Annotated in this window: 16 protein-coding genes; 10 read left to right on the top strand and 6 right to left on the bottom strand. The window is 72.5% G+C overall.

Features of this window, described 5'->3' with window-relative positions:
* Positions 1-78: 78 nt before the first annotated feature.
* On the bottom strand, positions 79-648 hold the full coding sequence (locus AB0B72_RS29155; RefSeq protein WP_367742315.1) for a TetR/AcrR family transcriptional regulator: 570 nt from the start codon (positions 646-648) through the stop codon (positions 79-81).
* Positions 649-732: 84 nt separating this feature from the next.
* On the opposite strand from AB0B72_RS29155, the gene AB0B72_RS29150 reads away from it, so the two are divergent.
* Both AB0B72_RS29150 and AB0B72_RS29145 read left to right on the top strand, forming a co-directional pair.
* A complete protein-coding gene (locus AB0B72_RS29150) occupies positions 733-984 on the top strand; it encodes a hypothetical protein (protein ID WP_367742314.1) in 252 nt (83 codons plus the stop codon).
* Between the two features lie 33 nt (positions 985-1017).
* Complete coding sequence (locus tag AB0B72_RS29145; protein ID WP_367742312.1) at positions 1018-1233, top strand: hypothetical protein; 216 nt, start codon at positions 1018-1020, stop codon at positions 1231-1233.
* Positions 1234-1456: 223 nt separating this feature from the next.
* Here AB0B72_RS29145 and AB0B72_RS29140 read toward each other — a convergent pair whose 3' ends face one another.
* Both AB0B72_RS29140 and AB0B72_RS29135 read right to left on the bottom strand, forming a co-directional pair.
* Positions 1457-2491, bottom strand: coding sequence for a polyprenyl synthetase family protein (locus AB0B72_RS29140; protein ID WP_367742310.1), 1035 nt, complete (start codon positions 2489-2491; stop codon positions 1457-1459).
* Positions 2492-2533: 42 nt separating this feature from the next.
* The gene (locus tag AB0B72_RS29135; RefSeq protein ID WP_367742309.1) at positions 2534-3991 is read right to left on the bottom strand and encodes an MFS transporter; all 1458 of its coding nucleotides are present in this window, start codon (positions 3989-3991) and stop codon (positions 2534-2536) included.
* Positions 3992-4126: 135 nt separating this feature from the next.
* On the opposite strand from AB0B72_RS29135, the gene AB0B72_RS29130 reads away from it, so the two are divergent.
* From AB0B72_RS29130 to AB0B72_RS29120, 3 genes are all read left to right on the top strand, one after another.
* Positions 4127-5062, top strand: a complete 936-nt coding sequence (locus AB0B72_RS29130) for a LysR family transcriptional regulator (RefSeq protein ID WP_367742307.1) — start codon at positions 4127-4129, stop codon at positions 5060-5062.
* Positions 5063-5214: 152 nt separating this feature from the next.
* Positions 5215-9135, top strand: coding sequence for an amino acid adenylation domain-containing protein (locus tag AB0B72_RS29125; RefSeq protein ID WP_367742305.1), 3921 nt, complete (start codon positions 5215-5217; stop codon positions 9133-9135).
* A 154-nt stretch (positions 9136-9289) separates the two neighbouring features.
* A complete protein-coding gene (locus AB0B72_RS29120; RefSeq protein ID WP_367742303.1) occupies positions 9290-10384 on the top strand; it encodes a winged helix DNA-binding domain-containing protein in 1095 nt (364 codons plus the stop codon).
* Between the two features lie 72 nt (positions 10385-10456).
* On the opposite strand, the gene AB0B72_RS29115 is transcribed toward AB0B72_RS29120, so the two are convergent.
* Positions 10457-11980 carry a condensation domain-containing protein gene (locus tag AB0B72_RS29115; protein WP_367742301.1) on the bottom strand — a complete coding sequence of 508 codons (1524 nt, stop codon included), beginning with the start codon at positions 11978-11980 and terminating at the stop codon, positions 10457-10459.
* Between the two features lie 176 nt (positions 11981-12156).
* Between AB0B72_RS29115 and AB0B72_RS29110 the strand changes: the two genes are divergently transcribed.
* Genes AB0B72_RS29110 through aroF form a run of 5 tightly spaced genes read left to right on the top strand, consistent with a single transcriptional unit; the run spans position 12157 to position 19686 of the window.
* Positions 12157-13590, top strand: a complete 1434-nt coding sequence (locus AB0B72_RS29110; RefSeq protein ID WP_367742299.1) for a phenylacetate--CoA ligase family protein — start codon at positions 12157-12159, stop codon at positions 13588-13590.
* 13 nt (positions 13591-13603) lie between these two features.
* Positions 13604-15100 carry an anthranilate synthase component I family protein gene (locus tag AB0B72_RS29105; protein ID WP_367742297.1) on the top strand — a complete coding sequence of 499 codons (1497 nt, stop codon included), beginning with the start codon at positions 13604-13606 and terminating at the stop codon, positions 15098-15100.
* On the top strand, positions 15097-15690 hold the full coding sequence (locus AB0B72_RS29100) for an aminodeoxychorismate/anthranilate synthase component II (RefSeq protein ID WP_367742296.1): 594 nt from the start codon (positions 15097-15099) through the stop codon (positions 15688-15690). The genes AB0B72_RS29105 and AB0B72_RS29100 overlap by 4 nt, the downstream gene beginning before the upstream one ends.
* A gap of 13 nt (positions 15691-15703) precedes the next feature.
* On the top strand, positions 15704-18577 hold the full coding sequence (locus tag AB0B72_RS29095; RefSeq protein WP_367742294.1) for an amino acid adenylation domain-containing protein: 2874 nt from the start codon (positions 15704-15706) through the stop codon (positions 18575-18577).
* Positions 18578-18582: 5 nt separating this feature from the next.
* Positions 18583-19686 (top strand): 3-deoxy-7-phosphoheptulonate synthase, encoded by a 1104-nt coding sequence (gene aroF, locus AB0B72_RS29090; protein ID WP_367742292.1) that lies wholly within the window; start codon positions 18583-18585, stop codon positions 19684-19686.
* A 43-nt stretch (positions 19687-19729) separates the two neighbouring features.
* Here aroF and AB0B72_RS29085 read toward each other — a convergent pair whose 3' ends face one another.
* A complete protein-coding gene (locus AB0B72_RS29085; RefSeq protein ID WP_367742290.1) occupies positions 19730-20425 on the bottom strand; it encodes a response regulator transcription factor in 696 nt (231 codons plus the stop codon).
* Complete coding sequence (locus tag AB0B72_RS29080; protein ID WP_367742288.1) at positions 20422-21471, bottom strand: sensor histidine kinase; 1050 nt, start codon at positions 21469-21471, stop codon at positions 20422-20424. The genes AB0B72_RS29085 and AB0B72_RS29080 overlap by 4 nt, the downstream gene beginning before the upstream one ends.
* Between the last annotated feature and the right edge of the window lie 237 nt (positions 21472-21708).

The raw sequence follows: 21708 nt of genomic DNA, 5'->3' as shown, positions 1-21708 counted from the left end.
GGGGCCTTTCCCGTGCGAGGGGTGGGGAGTGGCCCGGCGGTGTGATCGGCCGGAGGCGCCGATGACACTGCCCGAGGTCTACCGGCCGGGTGGGCTGAGTGTGGCGAGAACGTGCAGACCAGCGCGGATCCGGTCGGTGCTCATGTGCTGCTCGGATCGCAGGTAGTCGATGACGTCGGCGCGTATGGCGGTGAACACGGCATAGGCGAGATAGTCGGCGTCGACCGGCCGATGTGCGGCGCGCAGCCGCCGGGCGAGTTCGCCGATCCAGAACTGGCTCGCCGGGTTCGCGTAGTAAGCATGGGGACGCCGGTGTTCGAGTGCGCGGATGAGCGCATGGTTGTCGAGGACGAAGTCGAACAGCGCGTCGAGGTAGGCGTGCAGGCGCGCCTCGGGCGGCCCGCCTGGCCCCAGCGGCGGGCCGCCGGTCCGGACGGCGTCCTGCAGGGCTGCGACCTTGGGCGCGATGACGGCTTCGATGAGCCCTCCGAGGTCCCCGAACCGCCGAAGGACGGTGGCCTTGCCCACGCCGGCCGTCTCGGCGATCCGGGCGAGGGTGACGGGGCCCGGGTCGTCCTGACGGAACAATGCCTCGGCGGCGTCCAGGACGGCGGCTCGGTTGCGGATCGCGTCGGCCCGCTGGCTCACATGGCCTCCCTTGCCGAAATGGACCATTGGACCGTATCGTACTCCGGAGAGAAATGGACCGTCGGACCGTTTGTGGTGAGGTCAGTGAGTCAGCCGAATCAGGACGCCGTGACAGGTACGGCGGGATACGACCGGCGGCAGCAGCGCCAGGCAGGTCTGGAGATGCTGGAGCGCCTGCGCGAACAGCCGGTGGAGCCATACCGCGACGCGCGCCCGGTCCCGCGGGTGATCGCTGTGGCGGGCCGGCGCAGCGGCGCGCCCCGCCCGTTCGGGGTCAACGTCACTGCGATCGACGGAAATCTCTACATATGCTCGGCGACGCGTCAACGAGATTAGGTCCGCAATCTGCTCGCGGCCGGGCGGTGCCGTGTGGAGCGGGACGGACCCCATGGGCAGGACACCGAGCGCGCTCCGGTCATGGTGGAGGGACGCGAGGCGGCTCGGGCCCTGGCGACCTACCTCCCGCAGATCGGGTACCGGGATCCCCACCTGCCGTTCGGCCCGGATGCGCCACTCGACGAGATCGAGCGTCATGTCGGCAAGACGGCCGTCTTCAGGCTCGACCTCATTCCCGCGGACCAGTAGTCCGAGCATCATGGACCTGCCGCGCACATCAGCTTCGCCGACATGGCGCACCCCGGCGCAGGGGCCATGCGAATCCGCGTCATCGCCGATTTCCACTCCGTACGGACCTTGAGGTCGCGCGACTCCTCCGAGCGCACGAATGAGCCCCTGGCGCCGGCGGGAAGGTTGCTTCTCCCACACCCGGCACCAGGGGCCCGTCGCCTCGATCACCCCCCCACGGGAGCTACAGCACACCTCCGCGGTAGCCCTCACGGGTGACCAGGTCCGTGAGCGCGCGCAGAGCCGCCGCCGGAGCCGGAGCGAGGTCCGCCTCCGCCAAGCAGTCCAGGGCCTGTGCGCGCTGCCGTCCCACGGCCTGCTCGGCCCAGCGGGAGGCTCCCGCCTTCTCGACCAGCCGCGCGGCCTCCGCCGTCTCCTCCGCGCTCAGCCGCTCGGGCCTGCCGAACAGCTCGCCCAGCCGCCTGCCCGCCTTGGTGCAACTGCTCAGCGCCGCGGCGACCAGCATGGAGCGCTTGCGCAGGGGTTTGGGACCCGCGTCCCGCACGGCGCGCAGTTCGTCGACGAACTCGGCCGCGAGACCGATCCGCCGGCCGAACTGCCGCAGCAGCGCGGTCGTGTCCTGGTCGGCCCCGGCCGACGCGGCGCCCAGCGCGCACGCCGCGCCGAACAGGGCGCCGACCTTCCCCGCCGTTCTCGTCAGGCGCTCCGAGACCTCCACGCCGTACGGCTCGGTGGGGAGCCGCTCGTCGAACGCCAGGTCGGCGCCCTGCCAGGCGATCAGGTCCAGCAGAGCCGCACTGAGCTCCTCGACGAGCGGGTGACCGGTCAGCGATCCCATGCCGAGGACGAGCAACGCGTCCCCGGCCAGGATCGCCTGCGACCGGCCGAACACCGTCCACGCGGCCTGCCGGCCCCGCGGGGTGAGGGCGTACTCCATGACGTCGTCGTGGAGCAGCCACGAGTTGTGCACGAGCTCGATCGCGGCGGCCGGTGCGAGCGCCGTCCGCGGGTCGGCGCCGAGCCCCTCGGCGCACGTCAGCACGAGCGCGGAGCACACGTCGCCGCTCGCGTCCGTCATGACGGGCTTGCCCTCGGGGTCCCACCAGCCGAAGTGGAACCCGGCGACCGTGCGCACCGGCTCCTCGAGCCGCTGTACGGCCTTGCGGAGCTCCGGGCCGGTCAGCAGCCGCGCCCGGTGAAGCGTCTGTTCCGCCTCGGGAGTTCCGAGGTCGACCGGTGATTCGTGGATGGCGGTCACTGCGACACCCCCCGTGATCTCATCCGACGTTGACAGCGGCCGTCAGCCGGCGTGCTGCGCCTGAGCCGGGCTGGGGGTGCCGCGCAGCAGGAACAGCACCGCGGCCGACCCGATGACGAGCACGATGGAGGCGACCTGGAAGGCCAGCGTGAACCCGGACACGGCCGCCTGAGCGGCGGTGGCGCCGCCGGCCACGGAGGCCGACTGCTCGCGCAGCGCGACGGGCACGAAGACGGCGAGGCCCAGCGCGCCGCTGAGCTGCAGCAGCGTCGTGAGGACACCGGACCCGAGACCCGCGTCCATCTCACTGACGCCGTGCATGGACGACTGCTGCATGGCGGGGTTCGTCATGCCGAAGCCGATCGCGACGAGGACCGTCGCCGGCAGCAGCTGCGTCCAGAACGAGCCGCCCACGGGCAGCTGCGACAGGAGGTACAGGCCGGCGGCGGCGACCAGCAGGCCGAGCGACATGGCCGGCCGGGGGCCGAACCGCATGATGATCTGCATCGACCCGAAGAGACCGCCCATGAAGGCGAGGCAGAACGGCACCCACGCCAGGCCGCTCTGCAGCGGCGTGTAGCCCAGCACGTCCTGGACGTACAGGACGACCATGAAGAACACCGCGGCGGAGACGCCGCCGATGATGGCGGTGACGCCGTTGGCGGTCAGCCGGATGCGGTTGCGGAAGAAGCGCAGCGGGATCAGCGGCTCGGCGACGTTGGCCTCGACGACCAGCGCCAGGGCCAGGGCGACCAGGCCGCCGACGAGCGGACCCCACACGCCCGGCGCGCTCCACGACTGGTGGACGGCGGCGAGCAGACCGTAGATCACCATGAACAGGCCACCGGTGATGAGCGCCGCACCGGCCCAGTCGATCCGCCGTCCCGAGGAGGGCGCGCGGCTCTCCTCGACGATCTTCGGGAGGGTCAGCAGCGGGATGACCGACAGCGGGATGTTGATCAGGAAGATGAGCCGCCAGGTCAGCAGGCCGGTGAACACGCCGGACAGCAGCACGCCCGCGCAGGCGCCGAGCCCGGACAGGCCCGCCCACATGCCGAACGCCTTGGCGCGCTCCTTCGGGTCGTTGAACAGCAGCGCGACCATGGCCAGACCGGCGGGGGCGGCCAGAGCCTCGGCGACGCCCTGGATCACGCGTCCGGTGAGCAGCATGCCGGGGCTGATGGCCAGACCGGCGACGAGCGACGCGACGGCGAACGCGGCGGAGCCGACGCAGAAGACGCGACGCCGGCCGATCCGGTCGGCGAGGCGGCCGCCGAGCAGGAGCAGGCCGCCGGCGGCGATCAGGTAGCAGTTGACGACCCAGATCAGCCCGTCGGATGTGAAGCCCAGATCCTCACGGATCGAAGGAAGCGCGACGTTCACGATGGTCGCGTCCACGTAGATGATGAACTGCACCAGGGCGAGGATCGAAAGCGCCTTCCACCTCAGTGGATTGGCCCCCGTGCTCTCTGGCACATGGGTCTCTTTCGAGATGGTCATGAGAGTCACCTCCATCGCACGATTGGGGATGGTCGACGGCCGAAGCCGGGACCATTCCAACCGGTGCGCGGGGCACGGGTCCAACAACTCATCCGTCACATTGACAACCAGTGGTTGTCAATCAAGGATGTCCGCATGGACCTGGACATGGCACTGGTCCGGGCGTTCGCCGTCTGCGCCGAGGAGCTCCACTTCGGAGCGGCGGCGGAGCGGCTGGCGATCACCCAGCAGGCGCTGTCGAAGCGCATCACCAAGCTGGAGTCCGGTCTCGGCATCACGCTGTTCGACCGCTCGACCCGCAGCGTCGCGCTCACCGACGCCGGGCTGCGGTTCCTCGTGCCCGTCCGCGAGGCGCTCGCCGCGGCCGACGCCGCCGTGGCCGCCGTACAGGGCGGGCCGCGCACCCTGCGCGTCGACGTCCTGCACGAACGGCTGGCGCCGGCGGTCATGACCCGCAGGCTGATCGAGGAGGACCCCACCATCGCGGTGGAGCTCAGCTCCCGGCGCACCCTCACCCACGCCGTGCCGGCGCTGCTGCGCGGGGAGATCGACGTGACCTTCGGCCGCATCCACGGCCAGCAGCCGAGGGCACTGACCCACCAGATCATCCGGCTGGAGCCGCTGCTGGTCGCCGTGGACGCCGAGCACCCGCTCGCCCGGCTGGACGCGGTGCGCCCGGCCGACCTCGCCGAGTTCGGCCTGTGGACCCCCACGCCGGGCAGCGCCTCGGAGTGGAGCGGGTTCGTCAGCCGCATGGCGCAGAGCTTCGGCTGCGCCCTGCGCTTCCCCAATGTGGACATCGTGACCGCCGAGGAGATCCTGTACCGGTCGCGTGACCGCGGGCCCGCGTTCCTCACCGGCACCGACGTGCAGAACCCGGACGACCCCCGGCTGCGCGTGCTCGACCTGGTCGACCCGATGCCGGTCTACCCGTGGTCGCTCGTGTGGCGGACCGCGGAACGCCATCCCCTCGTACGGCACGCCGTCTCGGTGCTCACCGAGCTCAGCGCCGGCGACGGCTGGTGCGCCGCGCTCCGGCTGCCGCACTGGCCGGAGGGGCTCGCCGCGTAACCGAGGCCGCGCAGCGCAGGCCGCGCAGCGCAGGCCGCGCAGCCCAGGCGCGCCCCACTCAGGCCGCGTAACCGAGGCCCAACCCGCCGTTCCTACAGTCGCCCATCATGGCTCCAGGCAGGCCCGCGTGGCCGGAAGGAGATGGCTCCAGCATGGCGACTACCACCCCCGCTGAGAAGGACGGCCTGCCCACCTCGTCCGGCCAGCGCCGGATGTGGCTGCTCGACCAGCTCGAGGCGGGGCGCACCGCGTACAACGTGGTGCTGCCCATCCGCTTGCGCGGCGAGCTCGACCACACGGCGCTGGCGGCGAGCCTCGCCGACCTGGTGGCGCGACACGAGATCCTGCGAACGACGTACCGGACGCTGGACGGCGAGCCGGTGGCCGTCGTCCAGGAGCCCGCGCCCTTCGACCTGCCCACGGTCGACCTGAGCGGTCTCGACCGCTTCGCCCGCGCCGAGGCCGTGGAGGAGGCGCACGCGGGCCAGGAGAGCGAGCCGTTCGACCTGGCCGCAGGGCCGATCGTCCGCGCCGAGCTGCTGCGGCTGGCGCAGGACGAGCACGTGCTGCTGGTATGCGTCCACCACATCGCGATGGACGGCGGCTCGCGCCGGGTGCTCCTGGCGGAGCTGGCCGCGGGCTACAACGCGCGCCGTTCCGGACGGGCCGCCGAGCTGCCCGGCCTGCCGGCGCAGTATTCGGACTACGCCGCGTGGCAGTCCGCCCAGCTGGCCGGCCCGCAGCGGGACGAGCAGCTCGCCTACTGGCGGCGGCAGCTGGACGCGTTGGCCACGCTCGACCTGCCGACCGACAGGACGGCGCCGGAGGTGCCCTCCGGTGAGGGCGGCTTCGCCCGGCTCGACCTGGAGGACTCGCTGCTGGAGGGGATGCGCGACCTCGCCGGGGCCGTGGACGCCGAACCGTTGTCGGTCCTGGTCGCCGCCCTGCAGACGCTGCTGTTCCGCTACACCGGCCAGGAGGACTTCGCGGTCGGCACCACGCTCGACGGCCGCGACCGGCCGGAGCTGCGCGACCTGATCGGCTACTTCGCGAACACCGTGGTGCTGCGGGCGGACCTGAGCGGGGCGCCGACGTTCCGGGAGCTGGTGCGCCGCGCCGGCGGGACGCTGCGCGACGCGGTGGACCACTCGTGGATCCCGTTCGACACGCTCGTGCAGGAGCTGGCGCCGGAGCGCACGGCCGGAGGCCGGTCCCCGTTCTTCCGCGTCTACACCGGCGCCTACGACAGCACCGGCGAGGTGCTGCGGTTCGACGGGCTGGAGGCGCGCGCGCTGCCGTCGGAGTTCTCGACCGCGCGGTTCGACCTGGCCCTGGTCATGGACACCACGGCGGACGGCACGACGGTCGACTGCTCCTTCGACTCCGACCTGTTCGACGACGAGACCGCCGAGCGGATGCTCGGCCACCTGCTGACCCTGCTGCGGTCCGGGGTGGAGCGGCCGGACGCCGCCGTGACCGACCTGCGGATGCTCACCGAGCCCGAGCTGCACGACGTCCTGATCACCTGGAACGACACCGCAGAGCCGTTCGACGAGGACGCCTGCCTGCACCAGCTGTTCGAGGCGAACGCCCGCACCCAGGGCCACCGCGTGGCCGTGGCCTGCGGCGAGGACAGCCTCACATACGCCGAGCTGGAGGCGCGCGCCAACCAGGTGGCCCACCGGTTGCGCGCGCTCGGCGTCGGCCGCGACGTCGTGGTCGGCGTGTGCATGCCGCGCTCGGTGTGGCAGGCGGTCGCGGTGCTCGGTGTGCTCAAGGCGGGCGGCGCGTTCCTCCCCGTCGATCCCGACTACCCCGCCGAGCGCGTCGCGTTCATGCTGGAGGACTCGGGCGCCTGGGGTGTGCTGACGAGCACCCGGATGGGCGACCGGCTCGACGCCCCGGGCAAGAACGTCCTGGTGCTGGACGCCGGCGACCTGGCCGCCGAGCCGGCCGAGCCGGTGGAGGCCGGCGTGACCTCCGGCGACCTGGCGTTCGTCATGTACACCTCGGGCTCCACCGGCCGCCCCAAGGGGATCGCGCTGCGCCACCAGGGAGCGGTGAACAACTACACCGACTTCAACCGCCGCCTCGGCGTCGGGCCGGACGACAGCGTGCTCGGCGTCTCCTCCCCCAGCTTCGACATGTCGGTCTACGACATGCTGGGCCTGCTCGCCGCGGGCGGGAAGCTCGTCCTGCCGGAACCTGAGGCCGTCAAGGAGCCGGCGCGCTGGGCCGAGCTCATGCACGCGCACGGCATCACGATCTGGCACTCCGCCCCCGCCCTGCTGGAGCTGCTCGTCGAGAAGCTGGTCGCGGACGGCGCCAAGCTGCCCAACCTGCGGCTGGCCCTGCTCAGCGGCGACTGGATCGCGGTGGGCCTGCCCGACCGCGTCCGCGCCCTCGCCCCCGTCCAGGTGATCGCGCTGGGCGGCGCCACCGAGGCGTCGATGGACTCGGTCATCTTCCCGGTGGGCGAGGTCGACCCGGAGTGGAAGACCATCCCGTACGGGTCGCCGATGGCCAACCAGCGCACGTACGTGCTCGACCCGCACGGCTGGCCGCAGCCCGTCGGCATCCCCGGGGAGCTGTACATCGGCGGCGTCGGCCTGGCGCGCGGCTACGTCAACCGCCCGGAGCTGACCGCCGAGCGGTTCGTCGAGCACACGTTCCCCGGCGGCCACACCGAGCGGCTCTACCGGACCGGCGACCTGGCCAGGTACCGCCCGGACGGCGTGGTGGAGCTGCTGGGACGCATGGACTTCCAGGTCAAGGTGCACGGCCTGCGGATCGAGCTCGGCGAGATCGAGTCCGCGCTGCGCAAGCATCCCGCTGTCACGGAGGCCGTCGTGGTCGCGCAGGGCGAGCGGGGCAACCACACCCTCGCCGGCTTCGTGACCGCCACGCCCGGCGCCGACCGCGAGGGGCTGGTGCGCGACCTGCGCGAGCACCTGCTCGCCGTCCTGCCCTCGCACATGGTCCCGGCCGTGCTCGAAGTGCTGGACGCGCTGCCGACCACGCCGAACGGAAAGGTGGACCGCAAGGCGCTGTCCGCCCGCGAGGTGGCGGGCGGCAGCGGCGGGCAGGGACCGCGCAACCCGCTGGAGGCGCGGATCGCCGGCGTGTGGCGCGACGTGCTGGGGATCGACGACATCGGCATCGACGACGACTTCTTCCGCATCGGCGGCGACTCGTTCGCGGCCGTGCGGGCGATGCTCGCCATCGACTCGGCCGTCCCGGTCATCGAGCTGTTCAAGAACCCGACGGTGCGAGCCCTCGCGGTGCGGCTCCGCTCGGCGGACGACGGCCCCCAGCCGCTGCTGCACGAGCTCACACCCGCGGGCCGGCACCCACGCGTGACCCTGGTGTGCCTGCCGTACGGAGGCGGCAACGCCATCGCCTACCAGCCGCTGGCCGACGCCCTGCCCGACGGCGTGGCGCTGTGGGCGCTGAGCCAGCCGGGGTACGACCCGTCCGGCTCGCCGCGGGACTTCCGGCCGTTCGACGAGATCGTGCGCGGCGTCGCCGACGAGGTCGCCGGGCGGATCAGCGGCCCGGTGCTGGTGTACGGCCACTGCGCGGGCACGGCGATGGCCGCCGCGCTGGCGCCCGAGCTGGAGGCGCGGGGCGTCGACCTGCGCGCCGTGTACCTGGCGGCGTCGCTTCCCGAGGCCGACCCCGCCGCGGCGCTGGCGATCGAGCGGGCGACCGGCAACGAGGCGTGGGCCGACCACCTGCGCAGCCTCGGCGGGCTCGACGGAGCGCTTGAGTGGGCGACGATCGAGCACGTCCTGGTGGCCGGCAGGCACGACCACGAGGGCGCGATGGAGTTCCACATCCGCAGCCTGGAACGGCGGCCTGAGCCGATCCGCGCCCCGATCCGGTGCGTGTTCGGCGACGCCGACCCCGCCACGGAGGGCTGGGAGCGGCGGCACACCGAGTGGTCCCGGTTCGGCGAGGTGGAGGGCGTCGACGTCATCGAGGGCGGCCGGCACTACTTCGTACGGGACCACGCCGCCGAGCTGGCGGAGCTCATCGCGCGGCGGCACGCCGAGCTGCAGGCCGCGATGTGACGTTCCCCGCGGCACGCGTCCCCTCCGGCGCTCGTTCTCAGGCACGCGTCCTCGGCTGGGGACGCGTGCCGCGGGCGGCTCTCGTTACGATTCGCCTACACGGGCGCACCGCAGCGTGAGCCACCGGACCGAGGAGTGACGAGGAGTGACACCCGTGGGAGCCGTCCCCCGCACGCTGACCCAGCGCGAGCTGACCGCTTCACTGTTCACCCGGCAGCTGCTCCACCGCGACCAGGCCCTCCCGGCCGAGGACGCGGTGCGGCGGCTCGCCGCACTTCAGGCGCAGTATTCGCCGTCGCCGCACATCGCCCTGCACTCGCGCCTGCCGGAGTTCGACCGGACCGACCTGGAACGGGCGCTGGTCGAGGGGGCCGTCGTCAAGGCGACCCTGATGCGCGGCACGCTGCACATCGTCGCCGGTGACGACTACGGTCACTTCGCCGCCGCGTGGCGGCGGCAGTGGCTGACCGAGATCCGGGGGCGTCACAAGAACGCGGGCGTCGACGAGGACGCCCTGCTGGCCGCCCTGGAGAAGTTCACCACCGAGCCCAGGACCGCGCAGGACCTGCGCGACCACGTGGGCGAAGTGACCGGCGGCACGGTGCGCAAGGGCGACCTGGTGCACTACGCGCGCGCTCTGCTGCCGCTGGTGCACGTCGCCCCGTCGGGGCACTGGCGGGCACACGGCAAGCCCGCCATGGTCCTGTGGCAGGGAAGCCTGGAGCCCGAACCCGCGGCCACCGCGCGGCTGGTGCGGCGCTACCTCGCGGCGTTCGGGCCGGCCAGCCGGGCCGACATCGCCCACTTCACCTACCTGCGGTTCCGGCAGATCGATCCCGCGCTGGAGGAGCTGGAGCTCGTCCGGTACACCGCCGAGGACGGCCGGGAGCTGATCGACCTGCCGGACGCGCCGCTGCCGCCGGCGGACACACCGCTGCCCGTGCGGTTCCTCCCCAAGTGGGACGCGGCGCTGCTGTCCCACGCCGACCGCACGCGGATCCTGCCGGAGGCCATCCACAAGGACGTCTACAAGGCGATCAACGGCGAGTGCCTCGCGACGTACCTGGTCGACGGCGTGGTCGCCGGCACGTGGACGCACAGCCGCGCCCGCGACACCGCCACCCTCACCATGCACCCGCTGCGGCCGGCGGACGCCGGGGCCGCGCTGGAGGAGGAGGGCGAACGCCTGCTGTCCTTCCTCGAGCCTGACGCGAAGAAGCTGAAGGTCGAGTTCGACGGCGCCGGATGACACGAAGACGGCACGACGGAGGGCCCGGTCCATGACCGGGCCCTCCGTCGTAGCGGGGCGGGTACGGACGGATCAGAGCATGTCCGCCCACGCGCGGCCGCGGCGCACCCGCCCGCCGGCCACCGGGCGGGCCGTCACGCGGTGGCGCGGCGCGGGGCCCGGCAGGTCCGCGATCCGGATGCCGGGATCGGCCGCCACCGCGCGCAGCAACCGCTGGAACGAGTCCACCACCGCGCCGGCGGTGCGGGGCTCGTACAGCGCCGTGTTGTACTCCAGCCGCCCCGCCAGCCCGCCGCCCTGGGACTTCCCCGGTGCCTCCCCCCGTGCCTCCCCCCGTGACTCCATGGTGAGCTCCATGTCCATCCGCACGGTGCCGTTGGGGTGGGCCTCCGGCCGCAGCCGCAGGTCGGGGGCCAGGTCGACGCCCTCGGCGCCCTGCGGCAGGTTGCCCAGGTTGAACAGCACCTGGAACAGCGGGTTCCTGCTCGGGTCGCGGCCCTGCGTGAGCTGCTCCACCAGCCGCGCGAACGGCACGTCCTGGTCCTCCAGCGCGTCCAGCACGCCGCCGTGCACCTTGGCCAGGACGTCGGCGAACGACGCGTCCCCCGGCAGGTCGGCGCGGATCGGCAGCGTGTTCGCCAGCGGGCCCACGACCTGGTTCAGCTCGGGACGGCCGCGCCCCGCCAGCGGCACGCCGGCGACCACCGTGGGCGCGCCGCTCCACCTGGACACCAGCGCCTGGTAGGCCGTCAGCAGCACGCTGAACAGCGTGACCCCGGAGCGGTCGGCCAGGGCGTCCAGCCCCGCCGCCACGTCGTCCGGCACCTCGAACGCGATCAGCGCGCCGGCGAAGGTCTGCGCGGCGGGTCGCGGCCGGTCGGTGGGGATCGTGACGGACGGCGCGCCCGCCAGCCGCGTACGCCAGCGGGCAAGCGCGGCCGCGAACTCACCGGCCGCGAACCGTTCCCGCTGCCAAGCCGCCACGTCGGCGTACCGCAGCTCGGGCTCCGCCACCGTCGCGCCCTGGTAGCCGGCGCGCAGCTCGTCCAGGATCAGCCCGAACGACCAGCCGTCGACGACGCAGTGGTGCGCCACCCACACCAGCACGTGCTCGCGCGGCGACAGGCGCAGCAGCGCGGCCCGGGTGAGCGGGCCGGCGCCCAGGTCGAACGGCTCGCGCGCCAGCCGCAGGACGTGCTCCCGCACGGCGGCCTCGTCCGGCACGCCGACGACCTCCACCGGCGGCACCTCGACGTCCGGCACCTGGGTCAGCGTGCCGCCGCGCAGCACGAGGCGGCTGCGCAGCACGTCGTGCCGCCGGATGACGGCGTCCACCGCGGACAGCAACCTCGCCGAGTCGAGCGGCCCGGTCAGCCGGAACGAGAACGACACGTTGTACGACGGCTGGCCGGGGGCGAGCTGGTGCAGGAACCACAGCTGTTCCTGGACGAACGACGCGTCCGCCGCGCCGCCGCCGCGCGGCACGAGGCGGGGGCCGGACTCCGCGACCCCGGCGGACCGCCTCAGCTTGCTCACCAGGCGGGCCCGTTCGGCGCCGGACAGCCCGGCGAGCTTGCGCAGGACCTCAGCGTCCAACCTGATCGACCTCCTCGCAGTGGTTCGCAGTGGTTCGCACTGGTTCGCAGTGGTTTGCCGACGCCGTGACGCTAGGGACGCCCAGTTAGCCGGCGGTTACGCCCCGGCGTAACCGGGCCTGAACTCCGCCCCCCTAACGTCCAGCCGACAGACGCAGCCGACCCCTGGAGCGACCGATGGCAGTTACCGCGACAAGTTCGCCCACCGACGCGCGCCGTTTCCGGGCGGACTACGAGTCCCTCAGCGAGCGCTACTTCTCCGGCGCGCTGACCGAAGCCGACTGGACGGCCTGGTACGCGGCCAGATTGCCCGCGGTGCTGCGGCACGTCACCGAGCTGTCCCCGTTCTACCGCCGCCACCTCGCGGGCGTCGACGTCGCCGCGGTGACGCCGGCGGACCTGTCCGCTCTGCCCTTCACCACCAAGACCGACCTGCGCCGCGAGATGCACGCGGTGCTGAGCGGCGCCCCCGCCGACGCCGCGGTCTACTACGAGACGACCGGGACGACCGGGCCGTCCACCCCCTGTCCGCGCGGCGCCGTGGACATGTTCGCCAGCGACGCCCACGTGGAGGAGTCGTGGCGGCGGCTGTTCCGCGACCGGTTCGGCGACCGCATGCCCGTGATCGGCCTGATGGGGCCGTCCGAGCTGTACGCGTTCGGCGACACCTTCGGTGAGACGGCGCGGAAGCTGGACGCCTGCCACGCCAAGATATGGCCGGAGTCGCCGCGCGTGGGGTTCGCCAAGGCCCTGCGGCTCATGCACGAGCTGGGCGTCGAGGTCGTCGTGTGCGCGCCGGCGCTGTGCCTGAGCCTCGCGAAGGCCGCCCGCTACCACGGCTACCACATCGAGCGGGACTTCAAGGTCAAGCTCTTCCTCGTGCTGGGCGAGATCTGCACGCCCGCCTTCGCCGCGAACGTCCGGTCGATCTGGAACGCCGACGCGCTGCCGACGCTGTACGGCTCGCAGGAGGCCATGGCGATCGCCACCGGCTGCACGCACGGCAACCTGCATCTGTCCCGGCCGAACTACATCGTCGAGGTGCTCGACCCCCGCACCGGTGAGGTGCGCGGCGACCAGGGCGAGGGCGAGCTGTGCCTGACCATGCTGGTCCCCGGCATCAAGCCGCTCATCCGGTACCGGACCGGCGACCTGGTGTCCCTCGACGGGCGCGCCTGCCGGTGCGGCCACCCCGGCCCGGTGATCGACGTGGTGGGCCGGGTCGCGGACCAGGTCGTCATCGAGGGCCGGGGCGTCCGCGCCGCCGACATCGAGACCGCCGTGCTCGACGGCGTCCGGGGCGCGCTCGGGTACCAGGTCGTCCTCGACGACGGCCCGGACGGCCGCGAACGGGCCACCGTGCACCTGGACCTGCTGACCGACATCAGCGGGGCCGCCGCCGAGGTGGAGCGCGGGGTCACCGCCCGCGTCCGCGAGCAGCTGGGCGTCGAGACGAAGGTCGTGATCACCGACGAGCTGGACCCGATCACCAACACCGGGTCGTTCGTCAGCTGGAAGGCCGCGCGGATCCTGGACAACCGGGCCGGTGCGGACAACGCCGACAAGGCCGCCGCGCGGGAAGCCGCCAAGCGGCAGGTCATCACGAGCTGATCCGGGGGACGACATGGCGCACACCCTCGTCGGCGGAGCCGGTCAGCCGGCCGCCGTCCACGTCCCGATCGCGGTCGGCACACGCCGCCACCCCGCGGGCACGGCCGATCCCCTGACCGTCTACACCGCCCTGGCCGAACGGTTCGGCCGGGAGGACGTCTACCTGCTGGAGTCGGTGTCGGGCCCCGACGTGGACACGCGGCAGTCGTTCGTCGGCTTCCGCGAGCTGCTCAGCGTCTCGGTGACGCGCGGCGTCGTCCGGGTCACCGGTGTGCCCGCGCTGGTGTCGGAGGTCCACCGGCGCGCGGCCGGAGTGCTGGACCACGCCGGCGGCGAACGGGTGACGTCCCGGGCGTTGTGGGACGTCCTGCGGGCCGTCCACGACTGCTTCGACGCCGCCGGCTCACCGTCCGCGTTCGACTTCGGCTTCCTCGCGTTCTTCGGGTACGACACGGCGCGCTACATCGAGGACCTGCCGTTCCTCATCGAGCAGGAGGCCGTCCTGCCGGACGTGAGCCTCGTGCTGTACCAGGGGCACGTCCGCATCGGCGTCGACGGCGGCGCCGAGCTCGTGCTGCACGACTCCGCGGCCTGGCCCGGCCTCGACGCCGGAGACCTGCTGCCGCTGCTGGACGCGCCACCGCGGGCGGACGGGCCGCTGCCCCCCAGCCTGGCGTCGGACGTCTCCGACAGCACGACGGCGGAGCTGTATCACGAGAGCGTCGAGCGGTGCCTGGAGCACATCGCGGCGGGCGACATTTACCAGGTCCAGATAGGACACGAGTTCACCATGCGGAGCACGGCGGACCCGGTGGACGTCTACAGGAGGCTGCGGACCCGCAACCCCTCCCCGTACATGTACCTCGCCCCGCTGGCCGGGCACACGGTGGTCGGCGCGAGCCCCGAGCTGTTCGCCAAGGTGGAGGACAGCCTGGTCACGATGCGCCCCATCGCGGGCACGCTGCCCTGCGGCCCGGACGACGAGCAGGAGCCGACCGCGGCCCGCCGGCTGCGGGAGGACCCCAAGGAGATCGCCGAGCACGTCATGCTGGTCGACCTGTGCCGCAACGACATCGGCCGGATCTGCGCCCCCGGCACCCTCGACGTGCCGCACATGCTCGTGGTCGAGCGGTACTCGCGCCTGCTGCACCTGGTCTCCACCGTGGTGGGCAGGCTCGACACGGGCCTCGACGGCTACGACGTCGTCGCCGCCCTCTTCCCGTCCGGCACCATGACCGGCGCCCCCAAGGTCCGGGCGATGGAGATCATCGAGGCGGTGGAGACCAGCCGCCGCGGACTCTACGCGGGCGCCCTGGGACTGATGGGCCTCGGCGGCTACGTCAACCTGGCGCTCTGCATACGCACCCTGGTGCACGGCGACGGCGTCTACCGCGCGAGAGCGTCCGCGGGGGTCGTCGCCGACTCCACACCCCGACGTGAGTGGAACGAGACCATCGCCAAGCTGGGCGCGGCCCACTGGGCGGTCACCGGAGAGGAGCCGCGCGCATGAGAGTTCTCATCGTCGACGCGTTCGACAGCTTCGTCCACATCATCCGCCAGTACATGCACAGCGCGGGCGCCGACCCGATCGTGGTGCGCTCCAACGAGCTCAGCCACGCCGACGTCGTCGCGATCGACCCGGACGCGCTGGTGCTCGGCCCCGGTCCCGGGCATCCCGTGGACTCCGGTCACGTCGAGCTGGTCCACGAGTTCGGCCACTGGCTGCCGATGTTGGGCGTGTGCCTGGGGCACCAGGCGATCGGCGCCGCGTTCGGCGCGCGGGTGGTGCGGGCCGACCACCTGATGCACGGCAAGTCGAGCAAGGTGCTGCACGACGGCGACGGGCTGTTCACCGGGATGCCCGCGCCGTTCGAGGCCACCCGCTACCACTCCCTGGTGGTGGCCGAGGACAGCGTGCCCTCCGACCTCGTGGTGACCGCGCGGTCGGCCGACGACGGGTACGTGATGGGCCTGCGGCACCGCACGCTGCCGATCGAGTCGGTCCAGTTCCACCCGGAAAGCATCTGCACCGAGAACGGGATGCGGCTGTTCACCAACTTCGTGGACGTCGCCGCCCGCAAGCCGATGACCACCTGCTGAAGGGGACAACGCCGTGAACGACACGTGGCCCGGGGGCCACTTCCACGAGCTCGTCGCCGAAATCGCGCAGCGGCGGCCGGACGCGACGGCCGTCGTCCACCGCGGCACGAGCACCGGCTACGGTGAGCTCGACGAGGCGGCCAACCGCCTCGCCCAGCACCTGATCCGGCTGGGCAGCGGGCCCGGCCGCAGGGTCGGGGTGTGCCTGGAGCGCTCGACCGAGAGCATCCTGGCCCAGCTCGCCGTCTTCAAGACCGGCGCCGCCGCGGTGCTGCTCGACCCGGAGTACCCGCGGCAACGCCTGCGGTTCATGCTGACCGACGCGGCGGCCATCGCGGTCGTCACCCGGGAGGGGTTGCGGGACCACGTCGACGGCTGCTGCGACGTCGTCCTGGTCGAGGACCCGGCGTGGCGGTCGGCCCCGGCGGAGGACCCGCGGGGCCCGGTGACGCCCGAGTCGGTCTGCCACATCGCCTACACGTCGGGCTCGACGGGCACCCCGAAGGCGGTGCTGCTGAGGCACGGGCCGATGCGCAACACCGTGCACGTGCTGCGCGAGCAGTGCGGGCTCGGCGAGGACTCCCGCGGGAGCTGGCTGTGCTCCCCCGGCTTCGGGCTCGTGGAGGTCGACTGCTTCCCGATCCTGGCCGCCGGCGGCACCGTCCTCATCCCCGAGCCCGACGTCGCCCAGAACGCGGTGCAGCTGCGCGACTGGCTGGTCGGCGAGCGGATCGACCAGTCGCTGGTGCTGACGGCGATGGCCGAGCGGATCTGGAACCTGGACTGGCCGGACGACACCGCCCTGCGGGTGATGCGCATCGCGGGCGAGCGCGTCCGCACCTGGCCCAGGGACGGCCTGCCGTTCCACGTGCTCAACGTCTACGGCTCGGCGGAGGCGAACGTCGTCGCGACCTGCGACCTCACCGAGATGGCCAGGGGCATCGGCCCCGACCGGCGGGGCGACCTGCTGCCGCCGGTGGGCAAGCCGGTCGCCAACGTCCGGATGTACGTGCTGGACGAGGGCATGGCCGAGGTGCCGCCCGGCGTGACCGGTGAGCTCTACATCTCCGGCGCCAGCCTGTCGCAGGGCTACCTGAACCGGCCGGACGTCAACAGCGCGAAGTTCCTGCCCAACCCGCTGCCCGGCGACCCGTACCCGGTGCTGTACCGCAGCGGCGACTTCGCGCAGACATGGGCGGACGGCACGGTGGAGATCATCGGCCGCACCGACGACCAGGTGAAGATCCGCGGGTACCTCGTGCACCTCGGCGAGGTGGAGAGCGTGCTCGCGGCCCAGCCCGGCGTCATGCAGTGCGCCGTCCTGGCCCGCGAGGACGTCCCGGGCGACCGCAGGCTCGTCGGGTACGTGGAGCCGGCGCCGGGCGCCCAGGTGCCGGTGTCAGCGCTGCGGCGGGCCATGGCGGACAAGCTCCCGGCGCACATGGTCCCGGCGGCGTTCGTGGTGGGCGACCTGCCCACGACGGTCAACGGGAAGATCGACCGGGCGAAGCTGCCGCCGCCGTCGCGCCGGCGCCCGGAGCTCGACACCCCCTACGTCGCACCCCGCACGGAGCTGGAGCGCGTGCTCATGGTCCTGTGGTCCGACGTGCTCGGCATCGACGAGCTCGGCGTCCACGACAGCTTCTTCGAGCTGGGCGGCGACTCGCTGCGCGCGACGAGGCTGCTGACCGGGATACGCTCCGAGCTCGGCGCGGAGCTGGGCATGGCGGACCTGCTGCGGGCGCCCACGGTGGCGGAGATCGCCGGGCTGTGCGGCGAACGGGCGGCCGTGCCCGAGGAGACGCGGCCCGTGCTCACCCCCGATCCCGGAGGCCGGTACGCGCCGTTCCCCCTCACCGACGGCCAGCGCGCCCAGCTCTCGGGCCCGGGCGGCCACGACCACCTGGAGTGGCACCGCGACTGGCTGGACGTCGACGCGTTCAGGCAGGCGTGGAGCGCGCTGCGCGCCAGGCACGACGCGCTGCGCACGGTGCGGCGTGACGACGACACCCTCGTCGTGCTGCCGCGCGACGCGGTGGAGGACGACGTGCTGGTGCGCGACCTGCGTGACGTGTCGCCCGAGGAGGCCGAGCGATCGGTCGCCGGGCTGCGCGAGCGGTGGGCGGCCACGCCGGCGCCCGGCCGCGGGACGCCGCTGCACGAGCTGACCGTGGTGCTCATGCCGGGCGACGCGGTGCGCGTCCTTCTGTCGGTGCACCGGGCGGTCGCCGACGCGCGGAGCCTCCACCACGTGCTCCTGCCGGAGCTGTCGGACCTGTACGAGGACCCGGACCTCGCGCTCTCCGATCCCGGCGTGACCTTCAGGGACTGCGCCGTCCACGTCACGCCGGACAAGCCCGTCCCCGACGCGCAGACCACCGGCGAGGCCACCGGGACGCGTGATCACCGTACGTACGCCGGTGAGGCGTGGCAGTGGACCGCACTGGTCACGCGTGCCGGGCAGACGGGGACCTCCCCCGCGGCCATGGTGCTCGCCGCGCTCGCCGAGACGGTGGCGGCGCACGAGAAATTCTCGTTGCTGGCCAACGAGCTCACGCGTCCACCGGTCCACCCGGGGATCTCCGGCGTGGTGGGCGACTTCAGCCACCGCAGGCCGGTGCTGTCCGAAGGCGAGGTGCCCGTGGTCGTGACGAACCTGCTCGCGTACCGCCCCGTCGCCTCCGGCTCCGCCTTCGCCGCGGAGGACCACGGTGTGTTCGGTGCGCCGGGCGCGGCGGTGCACCTGCTCGTCCGCGAGGTCGAGGGCAGGCTCAGGTTGGACTGGGACCTGCCGGCCGATCCCGCCGCGCAGCGACTCGCGGCCGCCTGTGAAACGGCCGTCGCGCGACTCTCCGCATCCACCCATCCAGTAGAGACAGGCAGGTAAGAGCCGTGACGGTCGTCATCGTCCTCAGTGACACAATCGATCAGACCCAGCTGGACCGCATCATCGACCTGGCCGCGACCGCGGGCTCGGACCTGAGGGTCCACAACGGCCTGGTGCTGTCGGCGTCGGGGAACCGCGACACCATCGCGAGCGCGCTGGCGTCGGAGCCCGGCGTGCTCGACGTGAGCAGCATCCCCGCACCGTACGTCCTGGCGTCGTCCCAGGCGAAGCTCGGGTCGCTCAGCACGGTGGCGGTCGACGGCTGCCACATCGGTCCCGACGCGTTCAGCGTCATCGCGGGGCCGTGCTCGGTGGAGAGCGGCGAACAGCTGCTGGAGGTCGCCGCGGCGGTGCGCGACGCGGGCTGCCACGCGCTGCGCGGCGGCGCCTACAAGCCGCGCAGCTCCCCCTACGCGTTCCAGGGGCTCGGCCGCGAGGGGCTGGAGCTCCTGGTCGAGGCCAAGGCGATGACCGGTCTGCCGGTGGTCACGGAGATCCTCGACGTCCGCGACATCGAAGTGGTCGCCGAGTCCGCCGACATGATCCAGGTCGGCGCGCGCAACATGCAGAACTTCACGCTGCTGAGGGAGCTGGGCCGGCTGCGGCAGCCGGTGCTTCTCAAGCGCGGGCTGTCCGCGACGGTCGAGGAGACCCTGCTGGCCGCGGAGTACGTGCTCGAAGGCGGCAACGACCAGCTGGTCCTTTGCGAGCGCGGCATCCGCACCTTCGAGAGCAGCTACCGCTTCACCCTCGACGTGGGAGCGGTGGTCGTGCTCAAGGAGCGCACGCATCTACCGGTGATCGTCGACCCCAGCCACGCGGCGGGTGAGACCAGCCGGGTCATCCCGCTGGCGCTGGCGGCGGCGGCCGCGGGCGCGGACGGGATCATCGTGGAGTCGCACCACGACCCGGCCACCGCGCTGTGCGACGGCAAGCAGGCCCTGCCGGTGACGCGGCTGACCGAGCTGATGACCAGGCTGCACCCGGCCACCGCCGCGGCCGGCCGGACGATGCAGCCGAGCGGGGCGAGCCAGCGGAGGCTGCGCGTGCTCAAGGGGGCGCCGGTCGGCGCCTTCCCCGTGGCCGCCGCGCAGTTCGCCGACAACTAGCCCGGCCCGCGACAGGGTCCCGCAGGAACGCGCCGGGGGCGGCTCAGCCGGAGCCGCCCTCGGCCGTGACCGCCTCGAACCTCGTCACCCCCCGCAGCAGTCCGGCGGCGTTCGCCTTCCTGATGGCGTCCAGCCGCGACACCGCCCCGAGCTTGCTGTAGACCTTCGTGAGGTGGCGTTTGACCGTCGCCTCCGCGATGTGCAGCCGTACCGCGATCTGCGCGTTGGTCAGCGCCTGCGCGGTCAGGTGCAGCACCTCGAGCTCGCGGTCCGACAGGGCCACCTCAGGCTCGGGTGAGTCCCGCTTGAGCTTGTCGATGGTCTCCCGCGACACCGAGAGCAGCACGTTGCGCCCGTCACGCGCCAGGGCGTGCAGGGCCGCCAGCAGCTCACTGCGCGCGATCGTCTTGACCAGGTAGGCCGCCGCGCCGCACCTCAGCAGCTCGTGCAGAAGGCCCGGGTCGTCGTGCATGGTCAGGATCGCGATCCTGGTCTCCGGGTACAGCCGGGTCAGCTCGATCACCGTCGCCTTGGCCCCCGGGCCGGGCATCTCCACGTCCAGAAGCAGGATGTCGGGGCGGCACCGGCCCACCGCCTGGACCGTCTCCGGCCCGCTCCCGGCCTCCCCCACGACCTGGAAATCGCCGGTCACCGTGATCATCTCGACGAGGCCCTGGCGGAAGAGCGTGTGGTCGTCGGCGACGACCACCCTGGCACGCCGGTCCGCGGGCGCGGTCACAGCAGCCCCCTCATGAACGGGATGTGCGCCTCCACCGTCGTGCCCTGACCGGTTCCGCTCTTCAGCACGAACCTGCCGCCGAGCAGCTCCACGCGCTCCCGCATGGAGGTCAGGCCGACGCCGTTGCGCCTTCGCGCGGCGCGCTTGACGTTGAAGCCGGCGCCGTCGTCGCGGACGACCGCGCTGAGCATCACGTCCGTCACGGTCAGCGCGACGCTGAGCTCGGTGGGCGAGCCGTGCAGCACCGCGTTGTGAATGGCCTCCCGGATCACGAGGTAGACCTCCTCGGCGATCTCGGGCGGCACGGGCACGTGCTCGTCGCAGGAGAAGTCGATGCTCACCTTCGCGGGCACCTCGCTGCGCAGGTATTCCGCCACCGCCTCACCGAGGCCGTGGTCGAAGTCGGTCTCGCGAAGCTCCACCGACATGCGGCGCACGCTGTCGAGGACCTCGCGCAGGTACGTACGGGCGTCGCGCAGCTTCGCCTGCGCCCGCGCCGGGTCGGTCTGGGCGTAGACCTCGTGCAGCTCGATGCTCTGCAACGCGATGCTCATCGTGTGGGCGATGCGGTCGTGCAGCTCCCGCGCCATCTGATGGCGTTCCTCGACGCGCGCGTTGTTCGCCCTGCGCAACAGGTAGCTGAGGTAGTTGCCGGTGTCCTCGCCCAGCCACTCCATGATCATCTGGTGCAGCAGGATGGCGATGGAGGCCTGGTTTCGCGGCAGTTCGCCCCCCGGCAACTCCCGCACCAGCACCGGCAGGGCCGCCTGGTAGAGCGCGCGTGCGGCGCGCAGCGACTCGCCGGTGTGCACCACCTCCAGCCCGGACAGCGACGCGGGCCCGGCATCGGCGCTCACGGCGGCGTCCGGGGCGCCGTCCGCGCCCTCGCCGAGATAGCGGGCCGCGACGACCTTCACCAGGGCCGCGGCGCGCGTCAGCAGCATCGCGATGGTGACCCCGCCGTACATCGCCTCGCCGCCTTCGCGGTCGAGCAGGGATTCGTACGCTCGAAGGACCTCCCGGAGTGCGGACTCGGGTAACTCCACAGGTGTTTCCGACGTGCGATCCCCCATGTACCCCCCAACCGGTACGGCGGCATGGACAACATACCAAGCTGCCCAAATAACAGCTCCCAATGTCATATCACCCTAAGTCAGAAAGCACAGCTACAAGATCGTCCCTGGGGCATGACGTCTGAATGAATCACTCGAGCACCGGAGTTACCTTCACGCCGCCATGATTGGACGTGGACCTATTTTCGGGAGCGACGTAATCGGGTCTTT

Origin of the sequence: Microbispora sp. NPDC049125 (assembly GCF_040802045.1) — a bacterium.
Taxonomy (GTDB): domain Bacteria; phylum Actinomycetota; class Actinomycetes; order Streptosporangiales; family Streptosporangiaceae; genus Microbispora.
Note: the sequence above shows the minus strand (reverse complement) of the source record. Positions and strands in the feature narration are given on the sequence as shown.

What these genes read in the sequence shown, in the direction of transcription:
- AB0B72_RS29135 (WP_367742309.1), bottom strand. Translation starts at nt 3,991, where the DNA reads ATGACCATCTCGAAAGAGACCCATGTGCCAGAGAGCACGGGGGCCAAT.
- AB0B72_RS29130 (WP_367742307.1), top strand. Translation starts at nt 4,127, where the DNA reads ATGGACCTGGACATGGCACTGGTCCGGGCGTTCGCCGTCTGCGCCGAG.
- AB0B72_RS29125 (WP_367742305.1), top strand. Translation starts at nt 5,215, where the DNA reads ATGGCGACTACCACCCCCGCTGAGAAGGACGGCCTGCCCACCTCGTCC.
- AB0B72_RS29110 (WP_367742299.1), top strand. Translation starts at nt 12,157, where the DNA reads ATGGCAGTTACCGCGACAAGTTCGCCCACCGACGCGCGCCGTTTCCGG.
- AB0B72_RS29105 (WP_367742297.1), top strand. Translation starts at nt 13,604, where the DNA reads ATGGCGCACACCCTCGTCGGCGGAGCCGGTCAGCCGGCCGCCGTCCAC.
- AB0B72_RS29100 (WP_367742296.1), top strand. Translation starts at nt 15,097, where the DNA reads ATGAGAGTTCTCATCGTCGACGCGTTCGACAGCTTCGTCCACATCATC.